The sequence below is a fragment of the Streptomyces canus genome, from assembly GCF_030815415.1.
Classification (GTDB): domain Bacteria; phylum Actinomycetota; class Actinomycetes; order Streptomycetales; family Streptomycetaceae; genus Streptomyces; species Streptomyces canus_F.
The window spans coordinates 6,271,502-6,291,899 of record NZ_JAUSWW010000001.1; the positions used below are offsets into that span (position 1 = coordinate 6,271,502).

General features: G+C 70.6%; 18 protein-coding genes. 11 read left to right on the top strand and 7 right to left on the bottom strand.

Annotated features, from left to right (window positions below):
* The first annotated feature begins 2 nt into the window (after positions 1-2).
* From QF037_RS29105 to QF037_RS29115, 3 genes are all read left to right on the top strand, one after another.
* On the top strand, positions 3-305 hold the full coding sequence (locus QF037_RS29105; RefSeq protein ID WP_307030182.1) for a DUF6412 domain-containing protein: 303 nt from the start codon (positions 3-5) through the stop codon (positions 303-305).
* Between the two features lie 173 nt (positions 306-478).
* Complete coding sequence (locus QF037_RS29110) at positions 479-1,177, top strand: YidC/Oxa1 family membrane protein insertase (protein ID WP_307030184.1); 699 nt, start codon at positions 479-481, stop codon at positions 1,175-1,177.
* A 127-nt stretch (positions 1,178-1,304) separates the two neighbouring features.
* Complete coding sequence (locus QF037_RS29115; RefSeq protein ID WP_307030185.1) at positions 1,305-2,162, top strand: fumarylacetoacetate hydrolase family protein; 858 nt, start codon at positions 1,305-1,307, stop codon at positions 2,160-2,162.
* 100 nt (positions 2,163-2,262) lie between these two features.
* On the opposite strand, the gene QF037_RS29120 is transcribed toward QF037_RS29115, so the two are convergent.
* Complete coding sequence (locus QF037_RS29120; protein WP_307030187.1) at positions 2,263-2,775, bottom strand: heme-degrading domain-containing protein; 513 nt, start codon at positions 2,773-2,775, stop codon at positions 2,263-2,265.
* The gene (locus QF037_RS29125; protein ID WP_307030189.1) at positions 2,772-3,866 is read right to left on the bottom strand and encodes a Gfo/Idh/MocA family protein; all 1,095 of its coding nucleotides are present in this window, start codon (positions 3,864-3,866) and stop codon (positions 2,772-2,774) included. Before QF037_RS29125 ends, QF037_RS29120 begins: the two co-directional genes overlap by 4 nt.
* A gap of 56 nt (positions 3,867-3,922) precedes the next feature.
* Between QF037_RS29125 and QF037_RS29130 the strand changes: the two genes are divergently transcribed.
* From QF037_RS29130 to QF037_RS29150, 5 genes are all read left to right on the top strand, one after another.
* Positions 3,923-5,035, top strand: a complete 1,113-nt coding sequence (locus QF037_RS29130) for an ROK family transcriptional regulator (RefSeq protein ID WP_307030191.1) — start codon at positions 3,923-3,925, stop codon at positions 5,033-5,035.
* A gap of 645 nt (positions 5,036-5,680) precedes the next feature.
* On the top strand, positions 5,681-6,433 hold the full coding sequence (locus QF037_RS29135) for a hypothetical protein (RefSeq protein ID WP_307030193.1): 753 nt from the start codon (positions 5,681-5,683) through the stop codon (positions 6,431-6,433).
* A 116-nt stretch (positions 6,434-6,549) separates the two neighbouring features.
* Positions 6,550-7,329, top strand: a complete 780-nt coding sequence (locus QF037_RS29140; RefSeq protein WP_307030195.1) for an HAD-IIA family hydrolase — start codon at positions 6,550-6,552, stop codon at positions 7,327-7,329.
* A 103-nt stretch (positions 7,330-7,432) separates the two neighbouring features.
* On the top strand, positions 7,433-7,972 hold the full coding sequence (locus QF037_RS29145) for a hypothetical protein (protein WP_307030197.1): 540 nt from the start codon (positions 7,433-7,435) through the stop codon (positions 7,970-7,972).
* A 1-nt stretch (position 7,973) separates the two neighbouring features.
* Positions 7,974-8,627, top strand: a complete 654-nt coding sequence (locus QF037_RS29150) for a class F sortase (protein ID WP_307037421.1) — start codon at positions 7,974-7,976, stop codon at positions 8,625-8,627.
* On the opposite strand, the gene QF037_RS29155 is transcribed toward QF037_RS29150, so the two are convergent.
* Positions 8,624-9,241 carry a hypothetical protein gene (locus QF037_RS29155; RefSeq protein ID WP_307030199.1) on the bottom strand — a complete coding sequence of 206 codons (618 nt, stop codon included), beginning with the start codon at positions 9,239-9,241 and terminating at the stop codon, positions 8,624-8,626. The two genes, QF037_RS29150 and QF037_RS29155, sit on opposite strands and share 4 nt — an antisense overlap.
* 159 nt (positions 9,242-9,400) lie before the next feature.
* On the opposite strand from QF037_RS29155, the gene QF037_RS29160 reads away from it, so the two are divergent.
* Entirely contained in the window at positions 9,401-10,420 is a 1,020-nt protein-coding gene (locus QF037_RS29160) for a glycoside hydrolase family 6 protein (protein WP_307030201.1), read from the top strand.
* Positions 10,421-10,475: 55 nt separating this feature from the next.
* Here the strand turns inward: QF037_RS29160 and QF037_RS29165 are convergent, their stop codons facing one another.
* The 3 genes from QF037_RS29165 to QF037_RS29175 form a co-directional block, all read right to left on the bottom strand.
* Positions 10,476-12,413 (bottom strand): kelch motif-containing protein, encoded by a 1,938-nt coding sequence (locus QF037_RS29165; protein WP_307030203.1) that lies wholly within the window; start codon positions 12,411-12,413, stop codon positions 10,476-10,478.
* Positions 12,410-14,395, bottom strand: a complete 1,986-nt coding sequence (locus QF037_RS29170; RefSeq protein WP_307030204.1) for a glycosyltransferase family 2 protein — start codon at positions 14,393-14,395, stop codon at positions 12,410-12,412. Before QF037_RS29170 ends, QF037_RS29165 begins: the two co-directional genes overlap by 4 nt.
* A gap of 315 nt (positions 14,396-14,710) precedes the next feature.
* Complete coding sequence (locus QF037_RS29175; RefSeq protein ID WP_373463829.1) at positions 14,711-15,109, bottom strand: FadR/GntR family transcriptional regulator; 399 nt, start codon at positions 15,107-15,109, stop codon at positions 14,711-14,713.
* 249 nt (positions 15,110-15,358) lie between these two features.
* On the opposite strand from QF037_RS29175, the gene QF037_RS29180 reads away from it, so the two are divergent.
* Positions 15,359-16,318 carry an ATP-binding cassette domain-containing protein gene (locus QF037_RS29180; protein WP_307030206.1) on the top strand — a complete coding sequence of 320 codons (960 nt, stop codon included), beginning with the start codon at positions 15,359-15,361 and terminating at the stop codon, positions 16,316-16,318.
* A gap of 36 nt (positions 16,319-16,354) precedes the next feature.
* Positions 16,355-17,191: an ABC transporter permease gene (locus QF037_RS29185; RefSeq protein ID WP_307030208.1), complete on the top strand. Its 837-nt coding sequence runs from the start codon at positions 16,355-16,357 to the stop codon at positions 17,189-17,191.
* Positions 17,192-17,256: 65 nt separating this feature from the next.
* Here the strand turns inward: QF037_RS29185 and QF037_RS29190 are convergent, their stop codons facing one another.
* Entirely contained in the window at positions 17,257-20,373 is a 3,117-nt protein-coding gene (locus QF037_RS29190) for a BTAD domain-containing putative transcriptional regulator (protein WP_307030211.1), read from the bottom strand.
* Positions 20,374-20,398 lie beyond the last annotated feature (25 nt).

Here is a 20,398-nt window from a genome sequence, read left to right on the forward strand (position 1 = left end):
CGATGATCCGCGGTCCGCGCTCCGCCGTACCCCTGCTGCTCCTGTTCCTCCAGGTCGCACTCCTCGACACCGGCAGCCTCTCCGCCGCCGTCGCCCTCGCGGCGACCGCCGCGGCCGGCTCCGCCTTCGCCGCCTGCTCTCTGCTCGTCGCGCGCTGCGCACCCGCCGTACCGCCCACCCGGGTCCGTACGGCCATCCGCGACCGCGCCCGCCGCACGGCCTTCCTGCCGCAACGCGACCCCGACGCCAAGGGCCGCACCAGGCCCCGCGCACCGGGACACGCCCTCCTGGCGACCGCCGCGTAGGGGCACCCACCTTCTCTTCCGAAGCACCCCGAAGCACCCCGAGGCTCCCTGAGAGCACTCCCGGCTGCCTTTGAGAGGTGACGCGGACCCCGCGCTGGTCGTCATGCCGCACACCCTTCCCGGATCGCCGTATCCGGTTCCCGGCACTGACGAGACCCCCGGAGGGCTCACCCATGTCCGTCTTCGCCACCCTGGTCGAGCATCTCGCCGACCTCCTCCACCCCCTGCTCGGCGCATCCGCCGCGGCCGGCGCGATCGTCCTGTTCACCGCGCTCGTACGACTCCTCGTGCACCCCCTGTCCCGCGCGGCGGCGCGCGGACAGAAGGCCCGCACTGAACTCCAGCCGAAGATCGCCGAACTGCGGAAGAAGCACGCGAAGAACCCCGAGAAACTCCAGAAGGCCGTACTGGCCCTGCACGCCGAGGAGAAGGTCTCCCCGCTGTCCGGCTGTCTGCCGAGCCTGTGCCAGCTGCCGGCGTTCTTCCTCCTCTACCACCTGTTCTCGAACACGACCAACCCGCTCCTGACCCATCAGCTCTTCGCCGCCCCCCTCGGCAACCACTGGGCGGACGCGCTCGGCGACGGCGGCGCCTTCGGGGGAGCGGGACTCGTCTACGTCGGGCTGTTCACGCTGGTCGCCTGTGTTGCCGCATTCAACTTCCGCCGTACCAAGCGGATGATGGCCGCGAATCCGGCCGTACCCGTGGTCGACGGGCAGCCGATGACGGGGATGGGGGCGATGAGCAAGGTCATGCCGTTCATGTCCTTCTTCACGCTCTTCACCGTGGCGGTCGTGCCGCTGGCGGCCGCGCTGTACGTGGTCACCAGCACGACGTGGAGCGCGGTGGAGCGGGCGGCGCTCTACCGCTGATCACCAGGGTCTCGGTCCAGTCCGTGAACCGGGTATTGCGGACTGGACGCCGACCTTGGAGGATCGACCAGTCATCCGATGGCTGCACCCATGGGATGGCGCCCCGCGATCGAGGGAGATTGTGATCATGAAGCTGCTGCGAGTCGGTACGGCGGGAGCGGAGACGCCCGCGCTGCTCGACGCCGACGGGACGCTGCGGGACCTGAGCGGTCTCGTCCCGGACATCGACGGAGCGCTGCTCGCCGACGACGCGGCGCTCGGGCGGATCCGCACGGCCGCGGAGGCCGGCGAGCTGCCCGCGCTGGACGCCACCGGGCTGCGCGTCGGACCGCCGATCGCCCGGATCGGCAAGATCGTGTGCATCGGCCTGAACTACCACGACCACGCCCGCGAGACCGGCGCCGAGCCGCCCGCCGAGCCCGTCATCTTCTTCAAGGCCGCCGACACGGTCGTGGGCCCGCACGACACCGTCCTCGTGCCCCGCAAGTCCGAGAAGACCGACTGGGAGGTCGAGCTGGCGGTGGTCATCGGACGTACGGCCCGCTACCTCGACTCGCACGAGGCGGCGCTCGCGCATGTCGCCGGGTACGCGGTGGCGCACGACGTGTCCGAGCGGGAGTTCCAGATCGAGCGGGGCGGGACCTGGGACAAGGGCAAGAACTGCGAGACGTTCAACCCGCTGGGCCCGTGGCTGGTGACGACGGACGAGATACCGGACCCGCAGAACCTGTCGCTGAAGCTCTGGGTGAACGGGGAGCTGAAGCAGAACGGGACGACGGCCGAGCAGATCTTCCCGGTGGCGGAAGTGGTGCGGTACGTCAGCCAGTTCATGACCCTGTACCCCGGTGATGTGATCAACACGGGGACGCCGGCGGGGGTGGCGCTGGGGCAGCCGGAACCGAAGCCGTTCCTGCGGGCCGGGGATGTGGTCGAGCTGGAGATCGAGGGGCTCGGACGTCAGCGGCAGGAGTTCAAGGACGCGTAGACGCTCCGCTGGGAGAGCCGGGGAACTGCGGCTCGTACGTCAGCCGCGGGCTGTTCGTGGCTGGTCGCGCAGTTCCCCGCGCCCCTGGGTGGGTGCAGTGCTACCTGGTCTGTTTGGTCAGGAACTCCTCCAGCGCCTCCACCACGAACTTGTGGTCCTGGAGCTGAGGCAGACCGCTCACCGTCACGGAACCGATGACCCCCACACCCTCCACGGTGATCGGGAAGGAACCGCCGTGGGCCGCGTACTCGTCCGGGTCCAGACGTGAGGACTCCTCGAAGGTGGTGCCCTTGGCGCGGAAGCGGGCGCCGACCAGGTAGGAGGCGGAGCCGTAGCGCTCCACGACGCGGCGCTTGCGGTTGATCCAGGCGTCGTTGTCCGGGGCGGAGCCCGGCAGGGCGGCGTGGAAGAGCTGTTGGCCGGCGCGGTGGATGTCGATGGCGACGGGGGCCTGGCGCTCACGGGCCAGCTCCACCAGCAGGGAACCCAGGGCCCAGGCGTCGTCATGGGTGAACTGGCGGAAGACCAGGCGGCGTTCCTGTGCCTCCAGCTCCTCGATGGGCGGGGTCAGTTCCGGGTGGAACTTCGGGGTCAACTCGCCGCTGTGCGTCACAGCTTCACCACCACTCCGTCGTGGGCCGAACGGCGGGCCGCCTCGAGTACGTCGAGGGAGGCGGCCGCCTCCAGTGCGGTCACCGGGTTGGGACCGCCGTCGAGCAGGGCCTTCGCCACGGCCGCATAGTAAGCGGGGTAGTCCCCGGCGAGGGTCGGTTCGGGCCGACCGCCGCCCGTCAGCGGGGACTCACCGGCACCGACCCGCCCCCACAGCGACTCGGGCTCCAGCCCCCAGTCCTTGCCCTCGGCCGGCCGCTCGCCGTCCTTCAGGGCCGCCTCCTGGGGATCGAGGCCGTACTTCACATAACCGGCCCGCGAGCCCAGCACCCGGAAGCGGGGCCCGAGTTGGGCGGTGGTGGCCGTGGCGTACAACTGGGTCCGCACTCCGCTCGCGTGGGTGAGCGCGATGAAGGTGTCGTCGTCGACCGAGGCGCCGCCGCGCCGGATGTCCGACTCGGCGTACACCGAGGTGACGGGACCGAAGAGGACGAGTGCCTGGTCCACGAGATGGCTGCCGAGGTCGTACAGCAGACCTCCGATCTCTGCCGGGTCACCGGACTCCCGCCACCCGCCCTTGGGCTGCGGCCGCCACCGCTCGAAACGGGACTCGAAGCGCCATACGTCCCCCAGCTCACCGTCGGCGAGGAGCTTGCGAAGCGTCAGGAAGTCGTTGTCCCACCGCCGGTTCTGGAAGACGGAGAGGAACAGCCCCCGCTCCTCGGCGAGCGCGGCCAGCTGCCGCGCCTCGGCGGCGGTGCCGGCGACGGGCTTGTCGACGACGACCGGAAGACCGGCCTCAAGGGCACGGGTGCCGAGCGTGACGTGCGTCTTGTTGGGGGAGGCGATGACGATGAGATCCAGTTCGCCACCCCGCTGCTCGAACAGCTCGTCGGGCGTGGCGGCGACGCGTACGTCCGGGAACTCGGCGCGGGCCTGCTCCTGGCGCTCGGGGTTCGAGGTGACCACCGTGTCGAGGACGAGGCCCTCGGTGGCGGCGATCAGCGGGGCGTGGAAGACGGAGCCCGCGAGGCCGTAACCGATGAGGCCCACGCGGAGAGGGGTACCAGCCGTACCAGTCGTACCAGTCATGCCTCCCACTTTGGCAACGCTGTTGCCAAAGTGCAAGCCATAGGGAGAATGGTGGCGTGGACAGGACGAAGAAGTCGGCGAGCGGCGGGCGCCCGGTGACGGCCGGAGTGAACCTGCTCGGGCTGCGCAGCCACAACACCGCACTGGTGCTGGACCTGCTGCGCACTGCGGGAACCGAGGGCATCAGCCGCCTGGAACTCGCCGACCGCACCGGCCTCACCCCCCAGGCCGTCAGCAAGATCACCGCCCGGCTCCGTGAGGAGGACCTCGCCACGGAGGCGGGCCAACGGGCATCGACGGGCGGCAAGCCCCGGACGGTACTGCGGCTGGTCCCGGAGGCCGGCCACGCACTCGGAGTGCACCTTGACCGGGACGAGCTGCGGGCGGTGCTGGTCGACCTGGACGGGACCGTGGTGGGGGAGCGGTGCGTCGCCATGGACCTCGGGTCGGGGGCAGACGCCGTGGTGGAGGGGGTGGCCGGCCTCGCCGAGGCATTGCTCTCAGTCCTGCGGCCGAAGTCGGTACTCGGTGTGGGCGTGGCCCTGCCGGGACCGCTCGACCACGGGCGCGGCGTGCTGCACCGCGTCACCGGCTTCCCCGAGTGGGACGGCTTCCCCCTCCGTGACGCACTGTCGCACCGGCTCGGCATGCCGGTCGCCGTGGACAAGGACACCAACGCGGCAGCCCTGGGCCTGGCCGTCGGGGACGAGGCCGACTCCTTCGCCTATCTGCATCTCGGTACGGGACTGGGGGCCGGCCTGGTGATCGGCGGCAAGGTGCACCGGGGCGCCCGTACGGGCGCGGGAGAGTTCGGCCACCAGGTCATCCAACTCGACGGCCCACCCTGCGGCTGCGGAAACCGGGGCTGCATCGAGGCCCTGTGCCTGGGAGCCGTGGCAAGAGGAGACACAGAGGAGGCGGCCCGGGTACTGGGCGCAGGCGCCGCGAACCTGGTCGGCCTGCTCGACATCGACGTAGTACTCCTAGGCGGACGCACGGTCACCGCAGCGCCGAAACTCTTCGTACGAGGAGTACAGACAGCACTGGACGCCCGCACCCAGGGAAACGCCACCGTGCCCGTACGACTCGCCCCCGGCGGCCCCCGGGCCGTGGCCGAGGGCGCCGCCCAACTACTCCTCGCCCCACTGTTCGGCCGAGCAACAGGCTGAGCTGCCCACCGTAGAACCGCAGTCGAGGCCCCCAGGCGAAACGCACCCGCACCAGCGCACCGGCCCTGGCGGGGACCCACCCGTGCCAGCGCACCGTCCGCAGACGGGATGCACCCGCAGCGGCGCACCGCCGCACCGTCCCCATGCGGGACGCACCCGCACCGCCGCACCGTCCCCATGCGGGACGCACCCGCACCGCCGCACCGTCCCCATGCGGGACGCACCCGCACCGCCGCACCGTCCCCATGCGGGACGGGCCCGCGCCTGCGCACCGTCCCCAGGCGGGACGGGCCCGCACCACCGCGCCGCCCCAGGCGGGGACGCACCCGACCGCCGCACTGTCCCCAGGCGGGACGGGCCCGCGCTTGCGCAACGGCGAGAAGGGGACGTACCGGGGGGTGTCCGCCCGCAGCGTCGGGCGACCAACCAAGAGCACATCCCCAGCCCACCGCACCGCCCGACCGAGGACGGACACCCCCCGGTGCGGCACCGACCCCCAATCCGACCGTAGTGCGCAACGCGAACCCCCACCGAAGCCGCCACGGGCCGCCGCAGGCATCCCCCACCGCCGATCGGGCGGCATTCGACCCCAGCCCGGAGCGGCACCCCCCGTTCCCCACCCCCACCCGCCATGGTCATGTGTTTATGCGACTGTGCACCCCCGCCACCGCCACCCTCCCCCTAACCGCGGCAGCCGCCCTCCTCCTCACGCCCACCCCCGCCCAAGCGACCCCGGCCGCCCCCGCCGCGCCCACGTGCGCCGCCTCCGCCCGCACCTTCCCCCTCACCACCCGCATCCACGGCGGCCCCGACGCCTACGAGATCGGCGGCGGATACGGCACCTGGTACCTCGACCTCACCAACACCACGGACCGCACCTGCGAGAACATCCACCCGGTGGTGGTCCTCTTCGACAAGAAGCACGCCCTGGAACCCGACCAGCCCCAACTCGAGTTCTACGAGGGCAAGCGCCCCCACCCGGTCCGCTTCGAGACCACCGACGAGGACGAACTCGTAGGGGTGTTCCGGCAGGGCCTCACCGTCGCCCCCGGCAAGACCCGCACGGTGAAGGTCCGTCTCGCCCTCACCTCGGACGCGGTACCGAACGAGGTCACCGCGAACGCCGCGGTCGTACAACGCCATGAAGACGACGGCGACTGGGTGGGCCAGTCCAACGACTACCGCTTCGCCGTCGCCACCGACGCCGCCGCGCCGCCCCCGACCGACGCCGACGCCGACGCCGACGCCGACACCGGCACCGGCACCGCCGACGCCCTCCCCGACGCCGAAGAAGCCGCGGAACTGGCCCACACCGGCCCCAGCACTCCCGCCCGCCTCCTGGCCGCCGCCCTCCTCCTCACCACCGGCGGCACGCTGCTCCTGGCCCGCCGCCGCTGAGACACCCGAAAGCCGGCGGGAGGCCGAACCAACCGGAAGTCGGCCATTCCCTCAAGATCCGGCCACTGTCTAGGCTGGGGCCGACGCAGTACCGCGTACGGCAGGAGATCCCGCACATGGCAGACCGCAGGCCCATCGATTCGTGGCTCACCGACATGGACGGTGTGCTCATCCACGAGGGCGTACCGATCCCCGGCGCCGACGCCTTCCTGAAGAAGCTCCGCGAGTCCGGCAAGCCCTTCCTGGTCCTGACCAACAACTCCATCTACACCCCGCGTGACCTGCACGCCCGACTGCGGCGCATGGGCCTGGACGTGCCGGTCGAGTCCATCTGGACCTCGGCGCTGGCGACCGCCCAGTTCCTCGACGACCAGCGGCCCGGCGGCACGGCGTACGTCATCGGCGAGGCGGGTCTGACCACCGCGCTGCACGACATCGGGTACATCCTCACGGACCACGAGCCCGACTACGTGGTCCTCGGCGAGACCCGGACGTATTCCTTCGAGGCGATGACCAAGGCGGTCCGCCTCATCAACGGCGGCGCCCGCTTCATCTGCACCAACCCCGACGAGACCGGCCCCTCCACCGAGGGCCCGCTCCCGGCCACCGGCGCCGTCGCCGCGCTCATCACCAAGGCGACGGGCAAGCAGCCGTACTTCGCGGGCAAGCCCAACCCGCTGATGATGCGCACCGGTCTCAACGCGATCGGCGCCCACTCGGAGACCAGCGCGATGATCGGTGACCGGATGGACACCGACGTGCTGGCCGGGATGGAGGCGGGTATGCAGACGTTCCTGGTGCTCACCGGGCTGACCCGGCCGGAGCAGGTGGAGGACTTCCCGTACCGCCCGTCGAAGGTCGTGGACTCGATCGCGGACCTCGTGGACCGGATCTGAAACCCCACGGCCCATGAACACGACTCGTACGGAGTAGTGGCGGCCCCCTGAGGATGCGGGGCCGCCGCTCCCGGGGGACTCTCCACATATCTGGAGGTTCACGATGGGTTCACTACGCCTCACTATCTGCACCACACTGCTGGCAGTCACCGCACTGACCACCCCGGCGGCGCACGCGGCCGACGGCGCCGCAGTCGCAGTCACCCCGTCGTCCCCCGCCCCCGGCACCGACATCGCCCTGCGCGTGAGCGGCTGCGCCGAAAGAACCGGCACGGCCGTCTCCGCGGCGTTCGTCGCCGACGTACGGCTCACCGGGGCTGGGGGTACCCCCTCTGGGGGAGGCACCCTCGTCGGCGAGACCCGGGTCCGCACCGAACTGCGGGCGGGCTCCTACGACGTCCAGGTCACCTGCGGGGACACGTCCCACAAGGCCGCGGTCACCGTCGTACAGGAGCCGTCCCCGTACACCTCCCCCGTCGCCCCGGTCCAGGCGGGCGGCGGCGGCACGGCTCACCTCGGCGCCGTCGACGCCCGCACGGCCGGACCCGGGATCGCGCAGGTGGTGACCGGGCTGGTGCTGGCCGGGGTGGCGGCCGCGGCCGTGGTGTTGCGGAGGGTCCGCCGGAGCCGTGGGACCGACTGACATGCGCTCCTCCGGCACGGGCCGCCTCCTCACCGGGGTGGCCTGGGTGATGCTGCTGCTCGGACTGTGGCTGTGGGGGCGGGAGGTCACGGACGTGCGCAACGGGATATCCGCGCCCACGACCGGCGACGTGGCGGCGGTCGGACGGCCGCCCGGGGTCGAACTGCCGCCCCCCACCGAGCCGTTGAGGCCGGCGCTGCCGCAGCGCCTCGACATTCCCGGACTCGGCGTGCAGGCGCCCGTGGTGGCCCGCGGGCTCGACGGGGGTGGCGCGATCGATCCGCCGCCCTACGCCCAGGCCGGTGTCGTCGGCTGGTACGCCGCCGGGGTGAAGCCGGGGGCCGCCGGGGCCGCGTTGATGGTGGGGCATGTGGACACCGAGACCAGGCCCGCCGTCTTCTACAAGCTCAGCGCGCTGAAGCCGGGCGAGACGGTCCGGGTGATCCGCGACGACGGCAGGGTCGCCGAGTTCACCGTCGACGACGTCCAGGTCGTCGCCCGCGATCTCTTCGATGCCCGCCAGGCCTACGGGACACACGAGAAGGGCCGGGCCGAACTGCGGCTCATCACCTGCGGCGGCACCTTCGACCGGGCGAGCCGCAGCTATACGGCGAACGTGATCGTGTCGGCGTATCTGACGGGGACCGGCCTCTAGGCCCGCCGGCGCCACCTGTCCCGGTCGACGGCCCGCTCCCCCCGAAGCCGCCGACCGGGCTGGTCCTCAACCGCGCGCACGGGCTGCGGGAGTAACCCGGCGTGTTGTTCTGGAGCCCGAGGGACGCGGAATCGGCGAGGAGCTGGGCCATCGGCAGCTCCGAGCCGGACGACGGCTCCCCGTGCAGGGTGGCACGAAGACGTTGAGCGCGCCGAGCAGCCGATCGCTGTGCCGCAGGGGCACCGCGAAGGTCGTGACGTCGTCGTGGCGCAGCGCCCGCTCGGTGAACTCCGGCCAGCGGGAGGCCGCGCGGCCGCCCGGATCGAGACCGGCGGGACCGCCCTGCCGGAGCCGTAGGTGTCCAGGCAGGGGCCGCCGCTGTGCTGGGCCTGGAGCAGATCGAGCGCCATGTCCTCGTGCGCGCTGCTGCCCGTCAGCGAGACGGTCCGCCCGCCGTCGATGAGCATGATCCCGGCCGCCTGCGCGGCCAGCAGGTCGACGCAGTGGTCCGCCAGTCGCCGGAGGTATTCCTCGATGCCGAAGTCGTCGGACAGGGTGTCCGCCGCCTCCACCAGCGCGGCCGCCAGCCGGAGCTCCCGGGTGGTGTGGTGCATCCTCGCCCACTCCCCTTCGCCGCCCGCCCCGGTCCCAGCGCGCGCCTACCCAGACCATCGTGCTGTAACAGCTCCCCGACAAGGCTCGGGTGATCTCGTGTGCCCCACGACACGTATGTCAGGATTGAGCCTTGGACTGCAGCACCGAGGGGGAGTTGGATGTACGGCACGAGGGGGGCCGGAATGAGGACGTCCGCGATAGTGCTGGGGGCCGCACTGCTGATCGCCGGATGCTCCTCGTCCGGGGACAAGGACGAGCCGGACGACGAGTCCGGGGCCAAGATCACCCAACAGCCCAAGGGGACCGACCCGTTCTGGGTCAATCCGGAGGGCACCGCGGCCCAGCAGGTCGCGGAGTTCGAGAAGGCCGGCAAGGACGCGGACGCCGAACAGATCCGCAAGATCGCCGAGCAGCCCACCGGGCAGTGGATCGGCACGGAGAACCCCGAGCAGGAGGCGCGCGGCTTCACCGAGGCCGCCGAGAAGGCGGACCGTACGGCTCTGCTGGTCCTCTACAACATCCCGCACCGCGACTGCGGCCAGTACTCGCAGGGCGGCGCCGCCGACGGCAACGCCTACCGGACCTGGCTCGACGGTGTGGCCGCGGGCATCGGGGACCGCCCGGCGACGGTCATCCTGGAGCCGGACGCCGTACTGCACCTGGTCGACGGCTGCACCCAGGACGAGTTCCACGAGGAGCGCTACGACCTTCTCCAGGGCGCCATCACCAAGCTCAAGTCCCTGGAGAACACCAAGGTCTACCTGGACGCGGGCAACGCGGGCTGGGGGCACCCGGACCAGATCTTCGAGCCGCTGAAGTGGGCGGGCGTCGACAAGGCCGACGGCTTCTCGGTCAACGTCTCCAACTTCTACTCGACCGAGGAGTCCATCGCCTACGGCAAGCAGCTCTCCGAGAAGGTCGGCAACAAGCACTTCGTGATCGACACCAGCCGCAACGGCAACGGCCCCTACAACGAGGGCAAGGCCGACGAACGCTGGTGCAACCCGCCCGGCCGCGCCCTGGGTGAAACCCCGACGACGAAGACCGCGGACCCGCTGGTCGACGCGTACGTCTGGGTCAAGCGCCCGGGAGAGTCGGACGGCGAGTGCAAGGGCGGCCCGAAGGCGGGGGAGTGGTGGTCGGAGTACGCGTTGAACTTGGCGAAAGCCAGTAAGTAGCCGTACAGCGAAGGGCGCCCTCCGTCATACGGAGGGCGCCCTCACCTGCTACCGCCTAGGGAACCTTGACCCACTGTGCCTTGCTCGGCGTCCCCTGATCGTCATCGACGAACAGCATGTACCACCCCGACTGCACCAGGTTCTTGTTCTTCGGCACCGTCACCGTGATCTTGTCCCCGGCCACCTTGTACTTCAGCTCGATCGACCGCTGATCCACGTCGGTGACGTGCGTCGCCGCACTCGGCCGGATCAGCCGCACCTTCTCTATCGTCGAGGCGTGCTGCGAGGTGAACGTCCCGGACCCGCCGCGCTCGATGGTCTGCGGACCACCGGACAGCGACGGCCGTGAGTCCCGGTAGAGATACGGCGGCGTGTAGATCTCGATGCGCTGCTCGAACTCGCCCGGCTTGGTGTTGGCCTTGTCGCTGTAGAGCGAGTCCGAGCCGAAGAACATCACCCGGCCGTCGGGCAGCAGGATCGAACCGGAGTGGTAGTTGCGGCCCACCAGCGGATCGGCCACCTGCTCGAACGTGTTCGTCTCCGGGTGGTAGATCCGCGCCTGGAGGATGTTGGAGTCACCGCGCCCGCGGTAGTCCTCCGAACCGCCCGACACCAGGATGGAGTCGTCCGGCAGGACCGAGATGCTCGGGTACCGCGTGCCCTTCTCCAGCGTCGGCCCGTCCACGAACTTCGGGTCGTCCGCCTTCAGGTCGACGATCCGGGTCTTGTCGCTGGACTGGTCGGACTCGCCCACCCCGCCGCCGCCGACCACCATGTACTTCTCGTCCTGCGCCGGCGCGAGCAGCACCGTGCCGGACGTCTCCATCAGCTTGGGGTCGCTGAGCCCCGGCAGCTTGGTGAACTTGTTGGTGTCGACGTCCCAGACCCCGGGGTCGCGGCCCACGTTGTCCGGCCCGTAGCCCGCGTTGGATCCCGAGTAGAAGACCTTGCCGTTCTGCATCAGGAACAGCGCGGGGTACGTCGGGAACTGGCGGGTCTTCGGCAGATACGTCCAGGTCTTGGTCTTCGGGTCGAAGACCTCGTTCTTGCCCGGCACCAGCTGGCCGATGTCGTCGAGGCCGGAGACGCTGAGGACCTTGCCGTCGCTCAGGGTGGTGAGCGTCGGGTACCAGCGGGCCTCGTTCATCGGGTCGACCTTGATGTACTTCTCGGCGACCGGGTCGAACTCGTAGGCGTCCCGGATCCCCTGGAAGTCCTTCTTGTCGAGGGCGAGCTTCTGCGCGATGCCGTAGGTGTTGCGCGCGTCGGTGCCGGACAGCCCCTGGATGCGGTAGTTGTCCTGCGTACCCGTCTCGTGCGTCTTGCCCTGTTTCTGTGCCTCGACATATACCCGGTAGATACCGGGGTCGTTGCGCAGGAACGCGCCGGTCGCCTTGTCGAAGACCTTCTTCGCGCGCGGCACCAGCACCGAGTCCTTGGAGACGAACGTCTTGCCGTTCTCCTTGCCGGTGAACTTGGTGCCCGCGGGCAGCGTGATCGGCTTGTCCGGGTTCTCGTTGTGGACGATCATCAGGCCGCCGGCCTTGGTGACGTCACCCTTGAGCTTCTCGTACCGCTTCGTACCGCCCGCGATCAGCAGGTTGCCGTTGGACAGCTGCGTGTGGCCCGTGCAGAACAGGTCGCTGGGCGTGGGCACCTTCTTGACGGTGCCCTTGACCGGATCCCAGATACGGGTGTCGAACTTCTTGGCGTCGAAGTTCTCCTGGTTGTTCCCCGACCCCGCGACGAGCAGCACCTTGCCGGTGCGCAGCAGCGCCGCGTGGATCGTGTTCTGTCTGAACTCCTCCGGAAAATCGACGATTTCCCACTTGCCGTTGTCGGCTTTGTACTCCGGTTTGTTGATTTGGTACTGGTGGTATTTCTCGGTCCCGAAGCGGTAGAGCCACGGCCCGTTCATCCCGGCCAGTGCGAGTACCACCGCCGTACCTATCGCTAGGCGACGGGCACGACGGTGTCCGGCACGGTCGTTCATTCCTTACGTCCCCCAAGTCCACCCAGGGCGATTTGCATGGTCTGGTCGTTGCCCCCGCTGTTGCCGCCTCCGCCGCCCGGCTGAGAGGCGGCCCAGCTCGGCTTCTGGGCTGGCGCGTGCTGAGCCGGCAGGGGCTGCGGCTGGTACTGCTGCTGCGCCGGGACCGCCGGGTCCTGCGGCTCCTCGGCGGGCTTCTTCTTCTCCTGGCGCAGCATGTGCCGCCAGACGAAGATCGGCGTCGCGGTGATCAGCATGGCGAAGATCGCCCAGATGATCATCGCCGGGTGCGAGTGGCCGTAGACGAAACCGGCGGCGATCGAGGCGCCGAAGATCGCGATGAAGTACCAGTGGTAGCGGAAGGTCCCGAACCAGCGGTCGGGGCTGGCCGAGTCGCCCTTGGGGGTGACGACGAACTTGCTCTTGCGGCGCAGCGCGGAGTCGATCAGGGCCTTGGCGTACAGCGGCGCGGACAGCGCGGACATCACCATGCCGGCCACACCGCCGGAGCCCTCGGGCTCGTGCGGGGAGACGTTGTGCCTGCGGTTCCAGACGTAGAGGCCGATCTGCAGGGCGGAGGCGTTGCCGTAGAGCATCAGCCACACGGTGGGGTCGATGTTCACACCCGAGGCGCCCAGGCCCAGGAAGAGCGCGCAGCTGAGCGCCGCGAGGATCCAGTTGAGGGCGGACATCGGGTAGAAGATGATCATCATCGTGTAGTTGAAGAGCTTGCCCGGGGGCAGGGAGTACCAGCCCTTCCAGTACTGCTTGAGGATCGTCTCGTACGTCCCTCGGGACCAGCGCATCTGCTGCGTGAAGAAGTCCGTCCAGGCGCTGGGGCCCTCGCCGACCGCGAGCACGTCCGGGGTGTAGACCGAGCGCCACTTGCGGCCCGTCGCCGGGTTCTTGTGGCGGTGGATCTCGAAGCCGGTGGCCATGTCCTCGGTGATCGAGTCGTACAGGCCGCCGATCTGCTTGAGCGCCCTGATCCGCACGGCGTTGGACGTGCCGACGAACATCGGGGCGCCGTAGTAGTTGCCGGCGCGCTGGATGAGGGCGTGGAAGAGGAACTGCTGCGACTCGGCGGCCTTGGTGACGAAGTTGTCGTAGTTGCCGTAGACCTGCGGGCCGATGACGAAGCCGATGTCCGGGTCGCGGAAGAAGCCGAGCATCCGCTCCAGGTAGTTGGGCAGCGGCACGTGGTCGGTGTCGACCGAGGCGAAGTAGTCGTAGTCGTCGCCGTGGGCGTCCAGCCAGGCGTTGTAGTTGCCGTGCTTGGTCTTGGCGCGGTGCGGGCCCTTGGCCTGGTTCCACTTCGCGATGCCCTTGCGGGAGAAGTGGTGCACGCCGAGCCGGGCGCAGACCTCCTTGACCTCGGGGTCGTCACCCTCGTCGAGCAGCCACACATGCAGAAGGCCCCGGTGGCGCAGCTTGACCGCCGCCTCCAGGGTCTTGGTGACCATCTCCAAGGGCTCCTTCCCGGGCACGAAGGAGGTGAGGAAGGCCACTCTCGTGCCGGTCTCGGGCACCACCGGGATCGGGTCGCGGGCGACCAGCGTGGCGTGCGCGTTCGACAGCACGTTCATGCAGCGGAAGAACTCGATCAGGCCGATCGAGACGAGCATCACTATGTCGAGCGCGGGCAGCCACTTGAAGTCCACGTAGTCGCGCTCGGTCCAGTGCTCGGGCTGGAGCAGCCAGAACAGCAGGACCAGGGAGAGCACCGGCGCGGCGGCCAGCATCAGGGCGACTCTGAGGCGGTGTGTCTCCTGCGAGATCAGCGATCGGTACTCCACCTTGTAGGGCTTCGACGGATCGGGCTGGGTGAGGGGTCCGGCCAACCGGCTGTAGTGCTCGTAGTCGTACTTGGGCAGCGTCTTCTTGATCCGGCGGAACGTGCCCGTCCGGGTCTGTGAGGCCACCCTGAGCTGAGTGGTTTCAGACGGGTCGAAGTTCTGCCGGGCGCCCGTCGGCGTCGACGTCATGAGTCATCCCCCCACACGCGAGTGATCGCGTGCTTTGTCGGTTCCTTACGTCTGCTCGAGTCCCCCTCGACTCTTCACAGACGTATCAGTGGTGGCCGCAGTCACCACATTCTCCATACCAATAGACATGGAACTGCGACCTTCCGGTTGCATGATGCCCCCCTCGGCATCGTCCTATGAACGGGGCCCCCTCTCCCCGTCATCACCGGCAACCGGCTCCGTGCCCCCCAAGTGCCGCGTATCCGCAGCATCTTGAAAACCAGGTTTCTACGGTGTCAGGCATGATCGCAAGATGCGAAACGCGGTGTTTACCGGTCATACGCGTTCATTGTGGCCCCTGTGGGGGCCTTGTGGGGAGGTTGTGGACAGTCGGGCACGGATGTTGCCGAAGTGCTCTCTTATGGCCCCCTCTGCCCGTATCGCATCCCCGGACCGTACCGCACCCAAGATGTGCCGGTGCTGCCCGCAGATGATCCACGGATCCTGCGGCACACCCCCGAGATCCGTGCGTACGCGGTGGAAGGCGTCCCGGAACGCCTCCGGCATCTCGCTCGACGACACGTTGTCCACACCCCGGTACAAGATGGCGTGAAACGCTCGGTCGGTGTCGGCCAGGCCGTCGCCTCCGTGCGCGGCCTGTTGTTCCATACGGCCCACGAGCCCGTCCAGTTCAACGGGATCGGTCCGCCGCTCCTGGAGGGCACGAGCTGCCATGGGCGAGAGGGTATCCGGCCAAACGGCCGGAAGCGCCCGGTTCGCCCGAGGGGCTTTCGTGACCTGGCGTTTCCCTTCCTCTTCCCTGACCCCTCTCGTACATCCTGACCCCTCTCGTACGTCCTGACAGTCCTCGTACGTCCTGTCAGCGCGCCCGCCGGCTCTGTCAGCGGGATGTCCGCGGCCTGTCAGCGCCGCCCGGCAGAGTCCCGCTCATCGAGAACGGCACGCAGCTGACGAGGAGTTGAGATGTCCTACGCGATCCGCGCCGAGGGGCTGGTCAAGAAGTACGGGGACTTCACCGCCCTGGACGGGGTGGACCTGGAGGTCCCGGCCGGCAAGGTCGTCGGCGTCCTGGGCCCCAACGGTGCCGGCAAGACCACCACTGTGCGCATCCTGGCCACGCTGCTGCGGCCCGACGCGGGCCACGCGACCATCGGCGGGCACGACATCGCCAAGGACCCGGTGCGGGTACGCCAGCTGATCGGGCTGACCGGGCAGTACGCCTCGGTGGACGAGACGCTGTCCGGCGCCGAGAACCTGGTCCTGATCGGCCGGCTGCTCGGACTGTCCCGGCGGGACGCGAGGACCAGGGCCGCGGAGCTCCTGGAGAACTTCTCGCTCACCGAGGCCGCCAAGCGCCCCATCGCCACCTTCTCCGGCGGTATGCGCCGCCGGCTCGATCTGGCCGCGAGCCTGGTGGGCCGGCCTCGGATCCTCTTCCTGGACGAGCCCACCACCGGACTCGACCCGCACGCCCGCCAGGAGGTCTGGGACGTGGTCAAGGGGCTGGTCGCGGACGGCTCCACGGTCCTGCTCACCACCCAGTACCTGGAGGAGGCCGACCAGCTCGCCGACTCCATCACGGTGTTCGACAAGGGCCGCAAGGTCGCCGAGGGCCGGCCCGGGGAGCTCAAGCGCCGCGTCGGCGGACAGATCCTTCAGGTCCGCCCGACCGTGCCGGCCGACGTCCCGCAGGTGGCCGCGATCCTGGCCGAGCTGTCCGGGCATGCCGCCGCCGAGGAGTCGGGCGTGCTGACCGTGCCCGCCGACGAGCCGCTGCTGGTCTCCGCGGTCGCCCGCCGGCTCGACGGCGCCGGCATCCCGGCCGACGAGCTCGGGCTGCGGCTGCCGAGCCTGGACGAGGTGTTCCTCGCCCTGACCGGCCACGCACCCGCCGTAGCCACCGCCGAACCGGCCGCCGTCTGACCCCCGACTCTGCCCACCCGGAAGGACTCCATCGTCATGGCCACCGACATCCTCACCACCCCCGACACCGCCGCGCCGTCCGCCCCCGCCAAGCCGGCCCGGATCGGTCTCGTGCCCACGCTCCACCACAGCCTGGCCCTGGGCGGGCGGGGCGCCACCAAGTTCCTGCGCTCCCCGCTCCAACTGGTCGACGTGGTCCTGACCCCGATCATCTCCCTGCTGATGTTCGTCTACCTCTTCGGCAAGGCGATCTCCGGCGGCGACCAGGACGCCTACGTGCAGCTGATCGTCCCCGGCGTCATGGTGATGACCGTGTTCCAGGCCAGCATCGGCATCGGGGTCTCCCTCAACGCGGACGCGAGCACCGGGATCTTCGACCGGTTCCGTTCCATGCCGATCGCCCGCTCGGCCCCGCTGATCGGCGCCGTCCTCGCCGACTTCGTCCGCTACGCCGTGTGCCTGGGCACCCTGGTCGTCCTCGCGCTGATCATGGGGTACCGCCCCGACACCACCGTGCCCGCCGCGCTCGCCGCCCTCGGTCTGCTCATCGCCTTCGCGATGTCCTTCTCCTGGATGTCGGTGTGGCTCGGCATGGTGGCCAAGACCCCCGGCTCCGTGCAGGGCCTGATGACCATCCTGGTGCTGCCCCTCACCTTCGCCAGCAACGTCTTCGTGCCCGCCGACGACATGTCCGGCTGGCTCCGCGCCTGGTCCGACGTCAACCCCGTCTCCCTCATGGCCGACACCACCCGAGGCCTCCTCGGCGACGGCGCGGTCGCCGCACCCCTGGCGGGCAGTCTGGCGTGGATGGCCGGCATGGTCGTGGTGTTCCTGCCCCTGGCGATGCGCGCCTACCGCAAGAACAACGGCTGACCCGGTGACCGAGCTCGACGGGGTGGGCGCCGCACGTCACGTGCGGCGCCCACCCCGTCGTCGTGCTACTCCGCCCGCACCGGAGCCCGCACCGCCCGCACCCCCAGCGCCTCCCGCTCCAGCCAGTCCCGCGCCTGTGCCCGAGGCATGGCCGCCCCCTTCCGGTACGCCGCGCGATACCCCTCCTCGCCCAGCGCCTCGACCATCCGCCTGCGATGCCCCTGGAGCTCCGGCTCCCCGGCGTCGAAGGCGCCGCGCATGACCTCGCTGATCCCGAACGCGGTCGCTCCGGCGGTCGGGTCGCCCTCCAGGGTGCGCAGTCCGCCCAGGAGTTCGGCGACCCAGGCCAGGCCCGCCCCGGCGCCCTGGCCGAAGAGAGCGCCCGCCGCCCGGGGGAGCAGAGACCGGGCCTCGGCGGCGCGGCCTTCGGCGAGGTGGTTCTCGACGCGGGTGCTGACGACCAGGTCGCGGGCGAGTTCCGCGAGGTCGGGGCGGCGGCGGGACAGCGCCTCCAGGTGGTCCAGGGTCCGGTTCGCCTGGTCCACGTCCCCGGACATCCGGTGCGCGTTGGCGAGGCCGACCAGGATGTTGGCCTCCAGCCGCAGCTGGCCGCGCTCCCTGGCCTGGCGGTGTGCGGCGCGCAGATCACGGAACGCGCCGTCGAGGTCTCCGCTGCGCCGCCGCTCACGGGCGAGTCGCGCCTTGCTGAGATAGAGGTAGTCCTCGGTGCCCAGCTCGGAGCTGAGGACGACGGCCCGTTCGAACGTCGCGATGGCCGAGGCGTGCTCCCCGCGCAGCGAGTGGTCACGGCCGATCGGCATCAGCGCGAGCACGATCCCCCACCGGTCACCCACCGCCTCGAAGCCCCGCAGCGCCTCGATCCGCGACGCCACCCCGGTCTCCAGGTCCCCCTGCTCGGTGAGCGCGAAGTCCCGGGCGAGATGGGCACTGGCCCGCACCCACGGATCGGACGAGGCGAGCAGATCGTCAGCCGTCGGCGAGCTGCCCCCGAAGGCGACCCGGGACATCCGCAGGAGCAGCCCGGCGGGATGGAACTCACGGTCCACCGCCGAGTCCCCGCCCAGGGCCGCCGGTCCGGCGGCGGAGTCGGCCACGGCCGCCAGATGGGTCTCGAGCCGGCTGCCCATCCCCCGGATGCCCCAGTACCAGAACATCGCGGCACCGAACCGCACCGCCGTCTCCCGGTCCCCGGCCTCCCGGACGAGCCGCAGCGCGTGCGTGAGGTTGTCGTGCTCGCTGTCGAAGACGGCGGTGGCGCGCAGCTGTGCGCCGGTGCGCAGGAGCGGTTCGTGCCGCTGGGCCAGGGCCAGGTGGTACGCCGTGAAGCGGGCCGTCAGGTCGTCGCCGGACTCGGCCAGGCGCCGGGCCGCGTACGCGCGGACGGTGTCCAGCATCCGGTAGCGCGACTCACCGTCGGCGTCCCGGACCTCCTGCACCAGCGACTTCTCGATCAGCGCGCCGAGCACGTAGAGGACGTCGTCGGCGGGCACCTGCGGGTCCGAGCAGACCGTTTCCAGGGCCGCGAGCGTCGCCCCGCCGGGGAAGGCGGACAGTCTGCGGGCGAGGATCCGCTCCGGCTCGTCGAGCAGGTCCCAGCTCCACTCGACCATCGCAAGCAGGGTGCGCTGACGCGGCAGGGCCGTCCGGCTGCCGGAGGAGAGCAGCCGGAACCGGTCGTCGAGGCGGCGCGCGATCTGCTCCACGCCCATCGACCGCAGCTTTGCCGCGGCCAGCTCCAGGGCGAGCGGCATCCCGTCCAGACGGCGGCAGATCTCCAGGACGGCGTCCAGGTTCGACTCGTCGAGGGTGAACCCCTGCCGGACCCCGGCGGCCCGGTCCACGAACAGCCGGACCGCGGCCGCCGCCATCGCCTCGGCCGGCTCGGGCGACCCCGTGGGGACGTCCAGGGGCCCGAGGTGGAACAGCGACTCGCCGTTGATGGCCAGGGGTTCGCGGCTGGTGGCGAGGATGCGCAACTCGGGCAGGCGTACGAGGAGTTGCTCGGCGAGCTCGGCGACCTCCTCGACGACGTGCTCGCAGTTGTCGATCAGAAGCAGGGTGTCGCCACTGCCGAGGAGCTCCGCCGTCCGCTCCACCGCCGAGGCCTGCTGGGCCCCGCCGCCCTCGTACAAACGGCCGTCGGTGGAGCTGAGCGCGCCGAGCACCACGTCGGCCAACTGGTCGAGGCGGCTCACACCCGCGAGGGGCACGAAGCGGACGCGGTCCCGGGCGTGCGCGGCGTCCCGCGTCGCGGCCTCCAGGGACAGCCGCGTCTTGCCCGCGCCGCCCGGGCCGACCAGGGTCACCAGACGGGCCGAACCCATCAGATCCGCGAGCCGGTCCAGTTCGCCGTCGCGGCCGACGAAGCTGGTCAGCCGGGCCGGCAGTCGACTCGGGGCGTTCGTGGGTCGTGCCGCCGGGCGCTCCAACTCGCCGCGCAGCAACGCGAGGTGGATCTCCCGCACCTCGGCCGACGGGTCGACGCCGAGCTCGTCGCCCAGCCTGCCGCGCAGGTCCTCGTAGACGGCGAGGGCATCGGACTGGCGGCCCGCCGCCGACAGCGCACGCATCCGCAGGCCCGCGAGGCGCTCGCTCAACGGTCGTCGCGCGCCGGCGGCCTCGAGGTCGGCCAGGACGTCGGCGTACCGCCCCGCCCGCAGCTCGGCGTCGAAGCGGTCCTCGACGGCCGCGGCCCGCAGTTCGTCGAGGCGGGTGGCGGCCGCGCCCGCGAACGGGGCCTCCAGCACATCCGCGAGGGCCGCGCCCCGCCACAGGCCCAGCGCGGCCGTGAGCGTCCGTGCCGCCTCCTCGGTCCGGCCTGCCGCGAGAGCGTGTCGGCCCTGGGCCGCCAGGTCCTCGAAGCGGTACGTGTCCACGTCCTCTTCCTGCACGGAGAGCCGGTAGCCGCCCGCCACGGCGTCCACCGTGCCGGTGCCGCGCAGGGCCTTGCGCAGCCGGGACACCAGGGCCTGCAGCGCGTTGGCCGCGTCGGCCGGGGGCTGCTCGCCCCACAGGCCGTCCACCAGGGAGTCCACGGAGACCGGGCGGCCGCCTTCGAGAGCGAGCCGGGCGAGTAGCATCCGCAGCCGCGCCCCGCCGATGTCGACAGGACCGTCCCCGCCGTGCACCCGCACCGAGCCCAACAGATCCACCCTGAACATGTCAATTCCCCCACCCGCCGAGCCG